General features: G+C 30.9%; 18 protein-coding genes. 5 read left to right on the forward strand and 13 right to left on the reverse strand.

Annotated features, from left to right (window positions below):
- Positions 1-85 precede the first annotated feature (85 nt).
- The 5 genes from Q4Q47_RS16955 to Q4Q47_RS16975 form a co-directional block, all read right to left on the reverse strand.
- Positions 86-940, reverse strand: a complete 855-nt coding sequence (locus tag Q4Q47_RS16955) for a helix-turn-helix transcriptional regulator (protein WP_303307828.1) — start codon at positions 938-940, stop codon at positions 86-88.
- Positions 941-1,074: 134 nt separating this feature from the next.
- Complete coding sequence (locus tag Q4Q47_RS16960) at positions 1,075-1,299, reverse strand: hypothetical protein (RefSeq protein ID WP_303307829.1); 225 nt, start codon at positions 1,297-1,299, stop codon at positions 1,075-1,077.
- 6 nt (positions 1,300-1,305) lie between these two features.
- Positions 1,306-2,028: a hypothetical protein gene (locus tag Q4Q47_RS16965; protein WP_303307830.1), complete on the reverse strand. Its 723-nt coding sequence runs from the start codon at positions 2,026-2,028 to the stop codon at positions 1,306-1,308.
- Positions 2,029-2,030: 2 nt separating this feature from the next.
- Positions 2,031-3,212 (reverse strand): hypothetical protein, encoded by a 1,182-nt coding sequence (locus Q4Q47_RS16970; protein WP_303307831.1) that lies wholly within the window; start codon positions 3,210-3,212, stop codon positions 2,031-2,033.
- A complete protein-coding gene (locus Q4Q47_RS16975) occupies positions 3,194-3,541 on the reverse strand; it encodes a hypothetical protein (RefSeq protein WP_303307832.1) in 348 nt (115 codons plus the stop codon). The genes Q4Q47_RS16970 and Q4Q47_RS16975 overlap by 19 nt, the downstream gene beginning before the upstream one ends.
- A gap of 410 nt (positions 3,542-3,951) precedes the next feature.
- On the opposite strand from Q4Q47_RS16975, the gene Q4Q47_RS16980 reads away from it, so the two are divergent.
- Entirely contained in the window at positions 3,952-4,713 is a 762-nt protein-coding gene (locus Q4Q47_RS16980; protein ID WP_303307833.1) for a slipin family protein, read from the forward strand.
- Between the two features lie 37 nt (positions 4,714-4,750).
- On the opposite strand, the gene Q4Q47_RS16985 is transcribed toward Q4Q47_RS16980, so the two are convergent.
- The gene (locus Q4Q47_RS16985) at positions 4,751-5,851 is read right to left on the reverse strand and encodes an alpha/beta hydrolase (RefSeq protein WP_303307834.1); all 1,101 of its coding nucleotides are present in this window, start codon (positions 5,849-5,851) and stop codon (positions 4,751-4,753) included.
- Between the two features lie 55 nt (positions 5,852-5,906).
- Positions 5,907-7,193 carry a hypothetical protein gene (locus Q4Q47_RS16990; protein ID WP_303307835.1) on the reverse strand — a complete coding sequence of 429 codons (1,287 nt, stop codon included), beginning with the start codon at positions 7,191-7,193 and terminating at the stop codon, positions 5,907-5,909.
- Between the two features lie 286 nt (positions 7,194-7,479).
- Here Q4Q47_RS16990 and Q4Q47_RS16995 point away from each other — a divergent pair, with 286 nt between their 5' ends.
- Both Q4Q47_RS16995 and Q4Q47_RS17000 read left to right on the forward strand, forming a co-directional pair.
- Positions 7,480-8,550 (forward strand): sensor histidine kinase, encoded by a 1,071-nt coding sequence (locus Q4Q47_RS16995; protein WP_303307836.1) that lies wholly within the window; start codon positions 7,480-7,482, stop codon positions 8,548-8,550.
- On the forward strand, positions 8,550-9,242 hold the full coding sequence (locus tag Q4Q47_RS17000; protein WP_303307837.1) for a LytR/AlgR family response regulator transcription factor: 693 nt from the start codon (positions 8,550-8,552) through the stop codon (positions 9,240-9,242). Before Q4Q47_RS16995 ends, Q4Q47_RS17000 begins: the two co-directional genes overlap by 1 nt.
- A 352-nt stretch (positions 9,243-9,594) precedes the next feature.
- Here Q4Q47_RS17000 and Q4Q47_RS17005 read toward each other — a convergent pair whose 3' ends face one another.
- Together Q4Q47_RS17005 and Q4Q47_RS17010 are read right to left on the reverse strand one after the other, a co-directional pair.
- Positions 9,595-10,134 (reverse strand): DUF4251 domain-containing protein, encoded by a 540-nt coding sequence (locus Q4Q47_RS17005; protein ID WP_303307838.1) that lies wholly within the window; start codon positions 10,132-10,134, stop codon positions 9,595-9,597.
- Positions 10,135-10,320: 186 nt separating this feature from the next.
- The gene (locus tag Q4Q47_RS17010) at positions 10,321-10,959 is read right to left on the reverse strand and encodes a dioxygenase family protein (protein ID WP_303307839.1); all 639 of its coding nucleotides are present in this window, start codon (positions 10,957-10,959) and stop codon (positions 10,321-10,323) included.
- A 474-nt stretch (positions 10,960-11,433) separates the two neighbouring features.
- On the opposite strand from Q4Q47_RS17010, the gene Q4Q47_RS17015 reads away from it, so the two are divergent.
- Positions 11,434-12,357 carry a M23 family metallopeptidase gene (locus tag Q4Q47_RS17015; RefSeq protein ID WP_303307840.1) on the forward strand — a complete coding sequence of 308 codons (924 nt, stop codon included), beginning with the start codon at positions 11,434-11,436 and terminating at the stop codon, positions 12,355-12,357.
- Between the two features lie 28 nt (positions 12,358-12,385).
- On the opposite strand, the gene Q4Q47_RS17020 is transcribed toward Q4Q47_RS17015, so the two are convergent.
- On the reverse strand, positions 12,386-13,492 hold the full coding sequence (locus Q4Q47_RS17020) for a hypothetical protein (RefSeq protein ID WP_303307841.1): 1,107 nt from the start codon (positions 13,490-13,492) through the stop codon (positions 12,386-12,388).
- A 526-nt stretch (positions 13,493-14,018) separates the two neighbouring features.
- Between Q4Q47_RS17020 and Q4Q47_RS17025 the strand changes: the two genes are divergently transcribed.
- Complete coding sequence (locus tag Q4Q47_RS17025) at positions 14,019-15,263, forward strand: hypothetical protein (protein ID WP_303307842.1); 1,245 nt, start codon at positions 14,019-14,021, stop codon at positions 15,261-15,263.
- An 8-nt stretch (positions 15,264-15,271) separates the two neighbouring features.
- On the opposite strand, the gene Q4Q47_RS17030 is transcribed toward Q4Q47_RS17025, so the two are convergent.
- The 3 genes from Q4Q47_RS17030 to Q4Q47_RS17040 form a co-directional block, all read right to left on the reverse strand.
- Positions 15,272-16,321: a glycosyltransferase family 9 protein gene (locus Q4Q47_RS17030; protein ID WP_303307843.1), complete on the reverse strand. Its 1,050-nt coding sequence runs from the start codon at positions 16,319-16,321 to the stop codon at positions 15,272-15,274.
- A 176-nt stretch (positions 16,322-16,497) separates the two neighbouring features.
- Positions 16,498-17,565 (reverse strand): alkene reductase, encoded by a 1,068-nt coding sequence (locus tag Q4Q47_RS17035; protein ID WP_303307844.1) that lies wholly within the window; start codon positions 17,563-17,565, stop codon positions 16,498-16,500.
- Positions 17,566-17,584: 19 nt separating this feature from the next.
- On the reverse strand, positions 17,585-18,043 hold the full coding sequence (locus Q4Q47_RS17040) for a RidA family protein (protein WP_303307845.1): 459 nt from the start codon (positions 18,041-18,043) through the stop codon (positions 17,585-17,587).
- Positions 18,044-18,090: the final 47 nt, after the last annotated feature.

Here is an 18,090-nt window from a genome sequence, read left to right on the forward strand (position 1 = left end):
ATAATTATAAATTACCAGACAAAACTATTATGAAGTAGAGAGATTGGTTTGTTCTAAAAGGATAAAGATTTGTTCGAAAGGGAGTCTACTTAATTTGACTAGGACGATAGCCAAACTTTTTTTCAAAGGCATTCGAGAAAGAACTAAGGCTATCATAGCCAACATGCCAAGCAGCTTCCTGAACTGTTGATTTTTGATTTCTAATCATTTTATGAGCTAATGTAAGACGTTCGTTTTGAAGATACTTAAATACCGGAACACCAAAAAATGCCTTAAAATCTTTTTTTAATTTAAAGATATTCAACCCTATTTGCTTAGAAATTTCATCTAAAGAAGGTGGGTTGTCTATATTTTTTAATAGAATATCTTTCACTTGATTCAATTTTTCACGCTCAGGAGTTTTTATTTTTTCGGTTTTTAAAGATGCCAATTGACCAAAAAAATGTGAAAGTAATGCTGTTATTTGACTTCTAAAAAACATCATTTTTGTTTTTCCTCGATATTGAATATTGAACAAGGAATCTACAATCGTTTGCATTTCGGGTGTCATAATGAAACTAGGTCCTTCTACATAATGATCAGATGGGTTAACAAGTTGATTGAGCATCTCACCAAATAGTTCTCCTTCTTGATTAGGGAGATTGTCTATCGCTTTTGCAGATGTTGCTATGACTATACATTCTAATGGTTTTAAAGCAGAAACAACATGCTCAAATTCTACTTTTTCGTCTGCATAAAACGAAAGTGCCAACCCTTTAGTATAGCTGAACTTATTTTGTTTATGACCATAATTTACTTTTAAATCAACATTTCCGGAACCATAAAAAGCCACAGCAATTACAGGCTCATCAAAAAGGCATAAATCTATTGTTGGTTCATCAACTTTGGCTTCTTCAACCAAAATTGTAAAGTCATTTATATCTATAATATCTCTTGTCATACAGCGTATAACAAATTTACTAAATTTGAGTTTAGTGTTTTTTTATAAAATTAGATTTTCCTAATAGGTGTTTTAACCATTTTAGTTTCCTTCTAACTTTCAATGTCAAAAATCGAGACTGTCTTAAAAAATTATCAATCCCTTTTTACGCACCAACATTTTATAGTACCATCAGCTCTCTTTTTACATTTTAATTTTTTTCCTTCTGCAGCACAATCCTCTTCAGCTAATTCTTGTGTTGAAGAAATATCTATTCCTGTTACTTCAATATCATTCATTCCATGTTCTATGAGTAGTTTCTCTACTTCTTTAAACAACTCGGTTGGAAGGCTTCTTAGTTTCGTTTTAAAATTATTCATAACTTATTATTTTTGAGCATAAATGGTTAATGTATCAGACTTTGTTTCATTATTAATACCTGTAGCCGTAGAAATAACGAATAACTCACCCTGATAATCGTCGTTTCCTAAGGTATATTTATTTATAATTTTTCCTTCAGAATTCGTTTTGTTTTTATAGTTATTAAAGATCCCTCTTGGCTGCCATAGAGTATCCTTAACCACTGTCTCTGCTATACAATTAAGGCTTACTACTCCTTTATTTCTTACTAACTCTGTAGTTAAATCTATTTCATTGAATGAACTAGGAGTTATAGTTAAAGAGGAAGTTGTTATATTTATTGAATTAAAATATGCTTTTGAAAAATTTATGAATACTTCCTCTGAAATGAGAACCCCATTAACAGAAATAGTTGCTTTCACTTTCAATGATGCTTCTTCGTTATGTTTTACCAAAATACTTGCTCTTTTTTTCTGTATCCCATTTTCTTGAGCGAGTTCTATAGCTTGACTATATGTTTCATTAGTATCTTTAAAAACCACAAAATCAACAATACCATCTGTCTCGGTAGTAAAATCTATAGGGAATTCTGCTATTACTTTAATCGCTTCCACCCCATCGGATACTGCGTTATCATTTTCAACTGATATTGCTAAAATATTATCTAAGTTTTCAGGGCTGAATTCGTTATCATTATTACATGAACATATTATAACGATTAACATGAATAAGTATCTTATTTTTAACATGACTATATTTCTATTTTAGGAAAAATTGTTTGTAACCATTTCTTTATCTCTAAATCAATAGACAATCCTATAAAAGGCTGTACTGCTATTGATTTACTTCCATTTATGGCATCTATCTTGTGGTAAAATAAACCCCCAAAATTAATTCTAGTACCTTGTGTAAGGACTTTATAGCTGCCTCCTAATAAAAGAGAGTAGTTACCAAAAAAATTATCTCTTACATTATCTTTTTGAATGGAACCAACTGTAACCCCTGTATGTATTGACAAACGCTGCATGAGACTCAATTTAGAAATTTGTAATGGCACATTTTTATTTGAAGGTGATAAAGAAATATTGACGCCTAAAAACAAATTCCCTCCTTTTGGTGCATTTTCTTGTTCTGTTATATAAGTTACGTATCCAAAATCTGGTACTAATGATGTTTTAAAAGAGGTTTCAAACGAATCAGAATATGTTGACAAGGCAAAGGTTCCATGCATAACAATCTCTTCAAAATTCATTAAATAATTGGGTATTAATTCACTACCTGTATAAAATTTCTTTTCATTATCAATTGATTGAGCAATTACATTTTTGAGGTTTCCTGCTCTAATAGCATCGTCATTTAATGGGCCGATAAGATAATTTTCATAGAACTCATAAATATTAATATAGTCTAAAGAATTTACGAGTTCACTTGAAAAATATGTCGTATCATCATTAGTGAAATTTGATTTAGATTTAATCCATTTACAGAATTTGACCAAGCTATTATTATCTATCTTACTTTTATTTTCATCAAAATTTAAAATTTCAAATTCTCTTTTAGAAATTTGATGCAATGCCACAAGCAAATCTTCCTTTTTCTTTTTTAGTTCTTGTTTCTTTTTCTCGATTATTTTTGCATCCTGAATACCACTGATAAAATCAGCTTCATTAATTTCTAAAACGCCCAAATCAATGTTCTTTATACGATTTTTAAAACTATTCAATTCCACAATCGTTGGGTCATAAGTAATTGAATATGGTTCGTTTCTTTTACTAATACGTTTTAAGAGTTTCATCCACTCTTTTTTATCAGTATACCAATCTGTATTTTTCTCCTCATGCATCATTGTAAACATGGTCACTATACTTTCACTTGAAAAATAAGAAGCATCCAATCTGTAAAACCTATTTGGTTTTAAAGGGGGTATAACCACCTCATATAAATTATTATCTCCAGCTTTTTTTTCCAGGTAACTTTTACATTTTCCACTTTTTTATAAGCATGTTCATAACCTTCTTCGTTGTTATCGTTATAATAATTTCTCGAATCCGCTTTTGAAAGCACTTCTAAATGAATATCTAATAGATAATTATATTTATTTGGTAATTCAATCTCTATGTCTCTTATGGTTACACCAAAATCAACCGTTTGTGAAAACGCGAAATCCATTTGTAGAAATAAAATGAGCCCCAAAAGGACATACTTATTAAAAAAAGTTTCTTTGAGTAATAACCTCCTATTATATTTTTTTGAATCTATCATTGTGTAATTATTAAAATAACTTTTGTACATAAATTGGTAAATAAAACTATGTAATATTATGTATTAACAAAATCCCCAATAATGGGTATTTTTCCAATAAACATGTTATTGGTAATAATTAAAAAAGAGGGAAATGTACGAAATTATTTCATAATACACACTACTTACCTACTCGTCGCTTTGGGTAAGTAGAGTATTGTTTTTAGATCTAAAAAACACTTCATGAATGTTGAAAAAACAGGAATAAGACGATCAGATACTAATAGCCTTATTATTTTTGAATGTCCCTTATTTTTTGTATCTTAAAGTGCTATGTTATAAGTATTTAATTTACTTAAATGCTTAATGAATTTAGTCTATCATCAAGACTTTAGTTACTGATTGAACTTTATTTCTAAAACTTTGTAATCATGAACCCAATACAAATATTAAGTATCATACTCGTCATTTTCCTTCTAGCTGGAATACGCATCGTGTATGAATATAAACGAGCTCCTAAATTCAGGTTTGGTAAATATATTAAGACATTACGGCCTGGTTTTAGATGGATTATTCCAATTGTTGAAACCATTCAAATAGTTGACATTCGAGTCATTACCATTAATATTCTTTCTCAAGAAGTAATGACTGAAGATAATGTCCCCTGTAGTATCGATGGTGTTTTATTCTTTAAAATTAATGACCCTGAACGCGCCGTATTAGAAGTTGAAGAATATAAATTTGCTATTACCCAACTGGCGCAGGCTGCTTTGCGAGACGTTTGTGGTAAAGTGGAGTTGGACACTATTTTATCAAAACGTGAAGAAATGGGGAAAAACATAAAAAACATTGTGGAAATAGAGACCAAAGAATGGGGTATTGATATTAATGATGTAAAAATTAAAGACATTCAATTGCCCGAGAACATGAGACGTATGATGGCCAATCAGGCAGAAGCTGAGCGTTCCAGACGTGCACGTATTATATTGGCTTTGGCGGAAGAACAGGCCGCTGGAAAATTACTCGAAGCTGGGAAATTGATAGATCAATCACCATCGGCCATTAAACTAAGACTTTATCAAACTTTGTCTAACATTGCTGCAGAAAAGAATTCGACTATTCTTTTCCCTTTCCCTGAGGAAGTATTACATAAAGCTAGTCAAGTATTACCAAAAAAGAAAAAGAAAAAATAATACGAGCAAGGCAAGGATAATACAAAATTACTCAGTATTAATTCAAATACTTGTTGAAAAAATTAACAATAACCTGATAAGCGTCTCGAGATTCGGTAAGCTCAGAGTTGGCTAAAAATACATGCCCTAAACCCTCCCAAACATGAAGCTCTGCTTCTACCCCAAGCTTTATCAATTGAGAGTGCGTATATACTACAGAACTAAGATGAAAATCCCTAGTCGAAGCAATTAATAACGACGGTGGAAAATTAGATAATATTTCTTTAGATTTTAAAGGTACTAAGAGAGGGTTTTCAAAATCAGGATTCTTGCCATAATAAGGCTCAAAAACGGTAAAGGGTGCTATTCCGTCATGTCCAAGTGTCGCAGAAACCATATACATAGAATCAGTTTTTGGACGTGGTTCTGCCGCAGCCATACATATAATACCTACTGCTCCTGGAAGTGGTAAGTTTTCTTTTTGAAACCACGCAAGAGATTGTGTTGTTAATGCACCTCCTGCGGCATATCCATATATCCCTATATTTTCTGGCTTGTAGTCTTTTAATAATCCTTTATAGACAGCGGTAACATCTTCACTTGCAGCAGGAAATTGATGCTTTGGCCCCATTCTATAATCAATACTAATAACTTTAATACCTCCAACCGATGCGATAGGAATAGACTCCATACGACTATCAGTACGTGAACCATATAAAAATGCTCCAGAATGCAAACTGATTAAAACACGATCACGATTCGCTTCTTTTATACCTTCAGAAGGCGTAAATACTTCAGTGTACACGCCATTTATCGTATCAATTTCTATATTAACATCATATCGAGCCAATGTATTACGATATAATGAAGTTGTATAAAAATACTGCCGATTACATTCTTCATGAACTCTAATCTGTTCTTCATTTGGATTTGAAGGGTACGGACAAACAAGTGACTGTTCTTTAAACAGCTTTTTATATTCTTCTCGTTTCTTTTTGATAATAGTTTTGCTTTCATCACTAAGAAAAGACGATTCTGGTAATGTATATGCTGGCACATGAATGGTTCCATCTTCTTTGATATAATATTTTTGAGATGTACTTGAACATGCACCAAGTATCATAAATAAAATTGGCAGGATATATATTTTATGATTCATTTTTTATGGATTTATAACGTTCGAAAAATTAATATAACATAGTGTGTTTCATTAATCATAGATAAGGTTCATAACTTATTTTAACGGGGTGTTTTAAACATTTATAGAAGTATTCTATGGTTTTAGCTGGATCATTTTTATCAGCTTTAAAAACGATGTAAGCATTTTTCTCTTTATATTTACTTCCTTTTGGCACGAATGTATTCTTGCTATTAATGAGTCGCCTATTCCAATACCTTCCAGAATTAGTACTTGATGTAATTTTTGTGTGACTTCTTTCTATAGGTGAATCACCTCCATAAAGATTTGTATTATCATAATGTAGTCGTATGGAACCAAAAGCATAAGACTTAGATTTGTTATAAAAAAATAACCATGATGCATCATCTGTTATTGGATTCCCATCTAAATAAGCCATCTCACTTTCATCATAAAGTAACAAGTCAATAATTTCCCCGTTGGATTTAGGAAAAACAACATTAGTAAACAAACTGTCCATCGTCATTTCATCATTTCTTAACAGGTTTAGAGAGTCATCATCAGTAAAAATCATTTCACTGCTAAAAACAAAATATGGAAGCCCTGCATAAAATTTGTATTCTCCTTGTAGCCAAATTTTCTCGTACCCTTCAATATGACCTCTTCTAAACAAACTAAAGTAATAGGGCCCTTTTGTAGAGGTGAAACACGAATCTGGAGAAGTAAGGTGAGCCATTGTTCTATAGTTTAAATTTTCTTTACCAAAGTTTGGCCCCCAATGCATTTTTAGATTGGGATCTTTTCGCTCTAATATTATGTTACCAAATTCTTTTAAAGAAATACTCCCTAAGTGACCGGAGCTTAATTTTTCTTCTTTATAACCAATAAACTCTTTAAAAGAGGCTGAAAAATATTTGTTTTCAATCATTACATCCAATTTCTCTCCTAAAACATTTAAGTCCGTATGCGTTTCAATATTTTTATCTGACTCTACTTTAATTATATATTCTTTTGTTTCATTTTCTTTAATAGTAATTGGAAATACTATTTGAATTTCTTTTTTTTTCTCTATAACTTGTACGCCTATTTGTTTTCCTTCATCAATAGAATAAGCATATATTTTATCGCCTTCTTGATAAGTTTCTACACGAGGCAAAATAATTTCTATATACTCCAAAGGTCTATTAAGCCCTACCTGTTCTTCAACTTTTATTTTCAAAAGAACAGTGCTATTATTATAACAACATGATGTTAGAGAGACAGCTACTATTGATAGAATAAAAAGGCGTTTCTTTTTTATAGCTATCAGACTTCCTGTAAGATTAAAAGAAAATCTACTATTTATTGTACATCTAAATTTCATGAGTTATTGCTTAATTACTAATTCTTTAATCTGTTAAATAAATCTTCTTATGATAATATCTGTAAGATTGTATTCAGTTATACTGTTGATTCTTTTATTAAAAATAGTTCAAATGCTATTATTATTTTTAATTAGTAGATCATTAGGTATTTTATGCCATTGGAAAGTGATTCTTTGTCTATTTAGTGATTCATCATCACTAAACTTGTATTTAACATCGTCAAAAACAGTTTTGTCTATATTTACAATATAATGGTTTTAATAATTATATTTTAGAAGATTAAATATGTCTCATTTAAAAACCAAATATCATTTTTTTAACAAACCATTTTTTAGACATTTGGTGTTTTGGCTGGGTGTTCTTTTATACTTTATCTTCTATATAAGTATTGCAAATTATAGTGGTTATAGGCAATTATTTGAATTCTCTATTGCTGTCGTTAGCTTGCAAATAATAACAGCCTATACAATTATTTACTTCTTAATTCCTCACTTTTTAAATAGAAAAAAAACAATACTATTTATCTTTTGGGCATCTGTACTTTTAATAGTTATATATGCCTTGTATATTCTGTTTAAGACATCTTATTATGATCCAAAATATTTGGAATATTACAGTCCTATACAAAAAGAACAGGCTTCGCAATCTCATTGGCAGCGTCTCACAGATTTTTCAGCTTTTTTTAGTAAATCTATTAAGTTTTTAACGCCTGCAGCCATACTATTAATGTTTCGCTTTTATAAGAACCAACAGACATACTTAAAACTTAACGAACAGAAAAAAATTGCTGAATTAACAGCGTTACGACATCAATTAAACCCTCATTTCTTATTCAATACCTTAAATAATTTATATGCACTTGCTTTAAAAAAATCTAATCAAACTCCCGAAGTTATTGAGAAATTATCTGATATTCTAGACTATATGTTATACCGTTGTGAGGATACTTTTGTTCCACTTAATAAAGAAATTGAGTTGATTCAAAATTATTTGTCTCTAGAAAAGCTACGCTATGGAAAGCGCGTTAATATTACATTTTCTGAACACATTAATAAAGATGTAAAAATTGCGCCATTATTATTGTTGGTCTTTATTGAAAATGCTTTTAAACATGGTGTTATTCAAGAATTAAAAGAAGCTTTTATTTCAATAAAAATCAGCTTAAACAAAGACGATATTATTTTTACTATTCTAAACTCAAAACCAAAGTTGCAAGCTGACTCTAATAGAATAAAAGGAATAGGTTTAAGTAATGTAAAAAAGCAGTTGGAACTATTATATGGAAATGGATATTCTTTGTATATTAAAGATGAAAAGGAAACATATAATGTAACTTTAAAACTTAAGATTAAATAATGTATAAGTGCGTAATTATAGATGATGAGGAGTTAGCTAGAGAGCTTATACAAACACATGTATCCCAATTAGATGATTTTGAGTTAGTGGCTTCTTGTGCTAGTGCTATTGAAGCTAGCAAGGTTTTACAACAAGAAACAGTTGATTTATTATTTTTAGATATTGAAATGCCTGTTTTAAAAGGTACGGATTTCTTTAAAAATATAGTTAATAAGCCTAAAGTTATATTTGTGACAGCATATCGAGACTATGCTCTAGATGGTTTTGAATTAAATGCTGTTGATTATTTATTAAAACCTATCACTTTTGCTCGTTTTTTCAATGCTATTGAAAAATTTAAAGCACAGCAACAAATCCCTATTGATGGAGAAGCTCCTATTCCTATTCAATTAAAATCGGACTATATTTTTGTTACCAAAAACCGAAAAAAAATTAAAATTATATTTGACAACATTTTATATATAGAAAGTATAAAGGACTATATAAGAATTCATTTAATCAATGAATCCATTACCATAAAATTTAGCATTTCTGCTTTCCAAAAAGAATTAGATACTCGTTTTATACGCATTCACCGTTCATACATTGTAAATCACGATAAAATTACCGCTTATACAAAGCATGATATCGAAATAGAAAAAATAGAGCTTCCTGTAGGTGAAAATTATAAGAAGAATATAATTAATCTATAGTTTTGTTTTTAACTTATAAGAAAGATTGCAGGTTTCAATTTTATGATGTTAAACCAGTAATTTTTAAAAATTTGTTTGAAAATAGCTCACACATATCCTCCTATAATAATGGCTGTCTTTGTTTAATCCATTTTTTTGCATGATCTCCATGCATATGTGCTTCCAATCCAGGTAATTCCCAATCAGTATTTTTTTCCCAATGCAAGATAAACGGAATATCTTTTTCCTTTTAGCAAGAATACGCATCGTATATGAATATAAACGGGCTCCAAAATTATAGTAGCAGAGAAGAATTCTACCATTCTTTTTCCTTTCCCTGAGGAAAGTATTATACGAAAAGAAAAAAACGGTCTTACTCAATCAACTCTAAACTACCAGAATAACGAATAGTGAGTCGAGAATTTCCGTTTAATGTCATGTGCGCCTTTAAATTTGGGTATAGTTTTATAAATACCTGAAAGTTTTCGGAATTGCTTTTTGCTTGAAATGAGATATTATAGCTATTATCCTTGTTGTGAACAACTTCATAATCTTCAAAAACACCATTAAATTGTATGGCACTATCACCCCCATTATAAGCAACTTGCATCTGTCTTTCACCAAAATATGGCAAAAAAGATGAAATACTGTCTTTAGATATGGTTAAGAAATTATCATTACCAATCAAAGAAATGGCATTCGCTGAACTACCAGGTTGCATTAATCCAGAGTTAAGAACTTGTTGCATTGCGTTTGTTACTTGCGGATAAGCCCAATCTGAATCAATACGAAACATTTGTTTTTTCACAATAGTATTTAATGCATCAATCTCTACTTGAGTTGCGGCAGATTTTGACTTACATGAGAAAATCACCATGATACCAATGCCAATAAAAAAATAAAGCGGTTTCATTTAGACTAGATATTAAACAGTTCCTAATTTACGAAATATTATTAAGTAATGAAACTTCAAAACGATTCTAAAAAAAAGAACCACCCAAATTAAGGGTGGCTCCGAGTGTAAGTTTTATACTCTTTGAATATCATTTGTCAATATCTTTACGATTTTTTTCGTAAGAATTTAATAACATAACATTCCTTATTTAGAGTAAAAGTATGAATCAATTTCTTTTCCTAAAACGATATCTCTTGTAGCGACATACATGCCCTCTTTTTTATCCAATTTAAGAATTCTATCACTACCGTCCGTTTGTTTTATTTTTGAACGACAAGACTCCGTTAATAACGGATCGTCATCAAACAGATAAGTTTCTATCTTATATTCAGGTTTTCCTGGTTCTTTAACTATCGGAAGAATCTGTTTAAATTCGTTACCATAAATATATTTACCTGGAATAAAGGTATAGAATGTATAATGCCCATCAGCATCCGTTCTTATCCAACCTCTATGACGAACATAACGCTTTTTGTTAGCTCTTTTTAATTCGAAATTTCCGTTCTCATCTGCCTGATGAATAAAAAGAAGAACATTCTTTGCGGGTGTTACACCGTCACTTTCATAAATAGTTCCTGTAATCTTCAGTTTATTTTTTTTTGATGCAAAATCAGGTATGGTATCCGTGTTATTTAAACGCTTTTCCGAATAATCATAAATCGGACTACGTTTTTTATAGTTTTCTGGTTTTTCGTCTAAAACACTCGCAGATTCTTGCGCAGTGATAGTATCGCAAGGGTATATAAAACATACCAAGCAAAAAAGGGCTATTAGATTTTTCATAGGACTAAAACTTAATAATTTGTTTAAAATTAAGTTATTATCTCCATAAAAAATTAAAAATCATGTGAACTCTTAAATTACACGATGAAATGATTTTGTTGGTAAAATTCATCGACAAAATGACCAGTTTTTATTCAAATCTAAATTTTTATTTGAAAGTAAAAAACTACAATTATTATAAAAATTGAAACAATTATATGTATTCTTCAATATTTGTGGGTACTCCCTAGTTACTGGCAGTAGTTAAGCACAAGTTTTTGACCTTTCTGGTCAATATGTATAACTATGTGAACATAGTAGGACATCGAAAGAGTTAACTCCAAATGTCACGCAAGGGGTCATAACTTGCCATTAAAACCTCCTTTTAAAACTCTAACAATATATTAACATGCTTTTCTCTTATTTTTATCTAAATTCGGCAATCCATTTTTTATTAAACAATACCATTTTATTTGCATTGCCGAAGTTTTTAACATGAAATCTCTAACCTCTCTCTCTTTTTTAATACTGTCTGTTTTTTGTTTTGGGCAAGATAATCCTACTACCATTGAATTAACTGATTTTTCAGATTTCCCGTTTCTAAAAACAAATATAAAAATTGAGAATTCCAGAAATATTAGTGGTTTAAATGATAATCTCTTAGAGATAAAAAAAGAATACTGGGATACAACTGTTTATAACCCTTATAGACGTGTGAAAGTTAATTTTCCTGTCGAAATTAAGTTTGATGATAGTACATACACTCCACCAATAAGTTTTAAAAAAGTGGTAACATCTCGTTATGGATGGCGAAGAGGAAGAGCTCACAGAGGCATTGATATAGATCTTGTTACAGGCGATAGTGTTGTAGCCATGTTTGATGGTATTGTTCGTTTTGCTAATTATAATACCGGGCATGGAAGAACAGTTATTGTAAGACATTATAATGGGCTGGAAACTGTTTATGCACATTTATCAAAGTATGCGGTTAAAGCTAATGATATTGTAAAACAAGGTCAACTTCTTGGTTATGGTGGCGCTTCCGGTAACGCCAGAGGAAGTCATCTGCACTTAACTATTAACTATAAAGGTGTATCCATAAACCCTGAATATTTGTTTGATTTTAGCGAACAGAATAGAGTGCGATCTAAAAGTATTTGGGTGACAAATAACTGGGTACGGCCTGGGCTTCACAACTCTAAAAGACAAACAAAATTAACGGTTTTACATACCAAAGAAGAAGCCATTGCAAGTTTAGAAAAACGCAAAAAAGTTTATATTGTTAAGCGTGGTGATACGCTATCTGGAATTTCATCAAGAAACAATGTCTCCATTACTTCTATATGCAGGTCTAACTATATTAAAAGAACAACGCCAATAAAAATTGGTCAAAAATTGATTCTTGAATACACTTTTTAAAAACGTTAAACCACTTCTGTATTACTAACTATTTTATAATTTTTATACCACTCTCATTTTCAAATTTCCCAGTAATAAGCCAGCCTCCAAAATTTTCGGAAACGGCCATCAATAAAGTATTATTTCCTTTTTTTAAATTAAGATAAATACCGTCAAACAAACCAATGGTGCCTAAATAACGGTAATCTCGAGAACGCCAGCCATTAGTTCCTCTATAAATTGCGGTTCCGTTTAAAATAGCCACAACACGATCGCTATATCCAAAATTGAAAAGTTTGATCTGATCTTTATCGGAATGAATCTTAATTTTTGTAAAAACAGTTTCTCCAGGTTCTCCATTACGCAATAATTGTACTCTGGAAATATTTGCCGCGGTCCCCTCTTCTACTTTAATTTTCCCATTCCATTTTCTGTTTTCAATGACCGCATTTATTTTATTAGGATTGTCTAATAATTTTTCCTCAAACATATCAGACACATCCCATTCTTCAATAAGGCCAGCAATGGGGGTTCTTTTTATTGGATTAAAGTTCACTAGCTCATAATTTTTTTTATCAACTTTTATATCTGCAATATACATGGCTATACTACCACCTCTAATCATTAAACCACCTTCTTGCGGTTCATTAAATAACGTCCATGATAAGTTTGGTTTTTCAGAATAATCTAAAAAAACTTGGGCTTTGTCATTATTTACAACAACTTTTACATGCGTCCAATCATCATATTTATAGTCATAAGTAAAAGAATACTTAGGTCCAAAATAAAGTTGCCAAGGTGTTATGCCTTTAATGGCCGGAGCTGCCTGATTTCCATCTTCTTTACCAGATAAGTGAGTACGTATAAACCATTGTTCCCCGTCTTGAAATCGATTAACACCTCTAAAAAACACACCGGGGTACATGCGTCCTTCTTTTAGAAAGATATCAAACTCAATAGTACCATTCAAAAACTTTACGTCTTTTAAAAAAAGCCCTCCGTTTTGAATATAAATGGCCTCTTTCCCTTTGTAATTTTCAATAACATACGATTTTGCTTGAATATTCCAATGTGTAGTATCTATAGGAATGCTATTTTGTGACTGTATTAAATTAGGCAGCATTATTGTCAGAGTTATAAGAAGTATTCGTTTCATTTTATTGTTTTTTAATAAGCTATAAAGTTTATCATATAGGTTGAAATATTTTAATCAAACCTGTTCAATTGTGTTCAAATGTGTTAAGGTTTGTTAAAGCAAAATGTATGTAGAACTCATCTTGACTTTTTGTTTTTAACCGAAAATGAGATGAAATTTGTTCAGATGAGACCATTTTTGAAAGGCATAGTATCTCTAAGCATAAAAAAGTAACAAAATATGGGAGAATTTTAACCGTTCTTGAGCCCGCAGGCAGGTTTTAGGAAATAGAAAAAGTCAAGATGAGTTCTAAAATAGATTTTATATATTGTTCTATACAGAAAATAAAGAATTTTGATTCCCGTTTTTACTGAAACAAGTTCAGCACAGGCGCGAGAATGATAATTTTAAAGGAAACCCCAGGCAGAACCTCGGAGAATTCTTTTCGATTAAAAATCATTATAAAATAAACAACTAAAAACAAGTTGGTTCAAAACGAATCAATATTGTCCACATCATATTTTTTGAAGACTTTTGCTTGTATACTATGCGTAAATATCCTGAATATAAATTAGTACAAAAATGTTTACTTCTAATAGAAGACAACCTAGATTGGGGAACTTCTAATGAATGGCATAACGATGTGTTTAATGAACTAAGTGAAAACATTCATATAAAAACAAATGTATTATTAAGTACTACCACATTAAAACGTGTTTGGGGGAAGGTAAACTATGCTAGCGCACCGAGTATAAGTACTTTAAATGCATTGTCGCAATATGCAGGTTATGAAAATTGGCGTGATTTTAAAAATAAAGCAGGAATGAAGCCCCCTTCGTGGTTTGAAAGAAAAATAGCGTCCAATATGGGTATAATTGTTATTTCATCTGCTATTATGACTTTGGTTTTTATTTCGCTATTCTCATTAATTGGAATCAATGATACTTCTAGGGTTATTGATATATCAAAAATAGAATTTAGCTGCCACCCTGTTACTGAAAATATTCCTAATTCTGTCGTTTTTGATTTTGATATAAATTCTATTAAATCGGATAGTATATATATTCAACAATTTTGGGACGAAACTAAAACCATTAAAATAAAACCTAATCAAAAACAAGCAACGGGTATTTATTATTATCCTGGTTATTTTAGAGCAAAACTACTTGTTGATAATAATATTATTAAAGAAAATGATTTATTTATCAAGTCAAATGGTTGGTTAGGAACTATAGATTATGTTCCCATCCCAAAGTATTTAAAACGTCTTAAAAGACTTTCATTCCCACAAAATACAATAGAAGAAATACAAAGGAGTAATGTTCCCTTAACGTCTACTTTTCATCTTGTTAACGACTTTAAAGAAGTATCTGGTGACCATTTTATATTAAACACAACTATTAAAAACACTTATAATGATAAATGGGCGGTTTGCCAAAAAGCAACTATAATAATTGTTGGAACAAAAAGCGCTCATTTAATTCCATTTACAATTTCTGGTTGTGCCTCGGACATGAGTGTGATGATAAGTGATGTTTATTTAAACGGAAAAGAAAATGATTTATCAGACCTTTGTATCGATTTATCAACATATAAAAACCTGAAAATAGAAGTCATTGATAAACAATTAACTGTTTTTATAGAAGATAAAATACGTTTCTCTAAAGCCTACAATGAATCTATTGGAAATATTGTTGGTTTGCGTTATCGTTTTCTTGGTGCTGGAGACGTAAAAGAAATTAAATTATCAAATATCTCTGGAAACACCATTATTGTTGATGAAAAATTTTAAAGTTTAAATCACGACTTAAGTATTCTATCTATCTCTATAAACCAATCATCAATTGTTGTTTTATTAGTGTTTAAAGCAACACTCCCATTACCATAAGGCTCATATATGTTTTGGTTTGTTACCGAAAAGAAACCAACCGTAGGCGTTAAGGATGCACTTGCTAAATGCATAACGCCATTATCTGCGGCAATAAACACAGTCGTGTTTTTAATAATGGCTCCCATTTCTCGAATATCTTTGCTATAAAAACTTGGTGCTTTAAATGATATTTTTGAAATGTTTTCAATAGGAAGCATTTCTATAATATTATAATTAGAATATTCCTTTTTTAAACGTGTATAGAAAGTTTCCCACCAATCTTCAGAATAACATTTTGATCCAGTTGCATTGGTGTAGATACAAATGGTATTTTTATCATTATCTGCAATAGTGTCTAATATTTTTTTACCGTTTGCTATTTCAACTTCACTCAACTTTATATTTAAAACTGGGATTTCATTATTATTTTTAGAAAATCCTAACTTTTCTAAAAAATGTCTTAAAATATAAATGGGATATTTTGAAATATGCTCGTAATCCTTATAAGTATTCTGAATTTCTTCATCAACATCACCAAAAATTTTATATGTGGCTTTAGAAAATTGAGTTGATAACCTCCCGGATGATGAATTTTTATCACCATTAATGACCAAATCATAGTGCTTCTTTTTCAGTTTTAACCAACACCACCCATAATCTAACAAATGGCTAAATGGCTTTTTAGGCAATTGAATAATTTTATCGATTTGCTCATAATTTTCAAAAACTGGATAAGCAACACCTCCTTTAACGAATAAATCAATTTTACAATCAGGAAACGTATTAATAACTTCTTGTACTAATGGGGTTAGTAGTAATTGATTTCCCAATCTGTGATTGGGTCTGGAAATGAGTATACTTTTTATTTCAATTTTGCTATTTGGGTTAATTTTAGGAATAGAATATGAGTTTCCTATATTTTTAGTCAGCCCTTTCATCACCTTACTCCTAAAAACATTTACACTTCTAGGTATTTTCATTAAATTAGTTAATATGGTTAATATCAGAAATGCCCAAAATACAAATAAGCTAATAGCTAGCCTAATAGTTGCCAAAATAATATTATAACCACATTATTTTCTATAAAAAAAGAGGTTGAATTCCTGGTTTCTTAACTTGGAATTCAGCCTCTTTTATATAATACTAAAAACGCTTTCTAATAAGTGGTATAGCCTTCTGCTTCTGATGAATAAAACAAATCCATATTTGGAGGTACTAACTCTTTATTTAGCTTAATTTGATCAACAAAATTGGGGTTAGAAATGTATGGTCTCCCTACATAAACTAAATCGTATCCTTTGCTTAAAACGGATGCTGCTTTTTCCGAATTATTAATATCGCCACCAGTAATTACTGTACCTTTAAATCTCTCCTTAATTATTTTTTGAATATCTGAAGTGAAATCTGGAGCAGAAAAGGCAACACGCTGGTCTACAACATGTATATAGGCTATCTTCAATTGGGACAGTTCTTCTGCCAAATAAGTAAAAATACTTTCTACTTCGTTGTGATGGGCCTCCATATCATTAAATGCACCATAAGGAGAAAAACGAATCCCTACTTTTTCTGGTCCTATTTTTTCAACAACCTGTTTTGTTGTTTCTATTACAAAACGGCTCCTATTAACGAAGTTTCCTCCATAAAAATCGGTTCTTTGGTTGGATTTTGGGTTTAAAAACTGATTTAATAAATAACCATTTGCTGCATGAATTTCTATACCATCAACTCCAGCCTCATTTACCAATCTAAAAGCGGCATTGGCAAATTCATTTTTAGCAATCTCTATGTCTTCAAGTGTCATTTCTTTTGGAGTATCATGAGCCACCATGCCTGTTTCAGTAAAAATTTCTCCATCAGCTTGAACCGCAGACGGCCCTACAGTAAAAGCACCTTCCGGTAAATTAGCTTTTCCGGTAATACGGCCACAGTGCATCAATTGCACAAATATTTTACCATCTTTTTGATGTACAGCATCAGCTATTTTCTTCCAGCCAGCAATTTGTTCATCGCTAAAAGCCCCAGGTATTCTAGGGTATCCTAAACCGTTTGGAGACGGCGAAGTGCCTTCTGTGATTATTAAACCAGCTCCCGCCCTTTGTTCATAATATTCAGCCATGAGGTCGTTAGGGATGTTATTTATAGCACGACATCTCGTCATTGGCGCCATGACAACTCTATTTTTAAGAGTTGTATTTCCTAATTGATAGGATTCAAATACATTCATTTTCATTTAAATTTTTGTTTTATTTATTAAGAGTAAATGTGCAGGTTAAGCCCACACTTAAATTACTGTAAAGTTTATCTACACCAAATATGGCTCTGGAATGTGTCCCTTTATCATCTAACATATTTATAAATAAATCTGAAGCCCCATTAACTACTTTTGGTGCATCGTTCCAGTCATCGTGAGATTGATAATAGACGTCTAGGTGATTTAAACCTTCAATGTTATTAAAACCAACTTTTTTATCTATTTGAGCAATTACATTTAGTGCACACATTTGCATGGCCTTATAACCATCTTCTGTTGTTAGTTTTGCTCCTAGCCTTCCCTGATAATGTAATGTTCCATTTATAATAGGAAACTGAATGGCCACATATGCAATGTTTCCTCTAATATTCACTGACTCGTATGCCCCTCCTGGAGTTGATACATTTGGAAGCTCTAGATTTAAAGCTTTTAATTTTTCTTTAATATTCATTATTATATTTTTTAATATTAGACCAGTCGACTATTAATAAATCAAAA

The organism is Flavivirga spongiicola, from assembly GCF_030540825.1.
In the GTDB taxonomy this organism is placed as follows: Bacteria; Bacteroidota; Bacteroidia; order Flavobacteriales; family Flavobacteriaceae; genus Flavivirga; species Flavivirga spongiicola.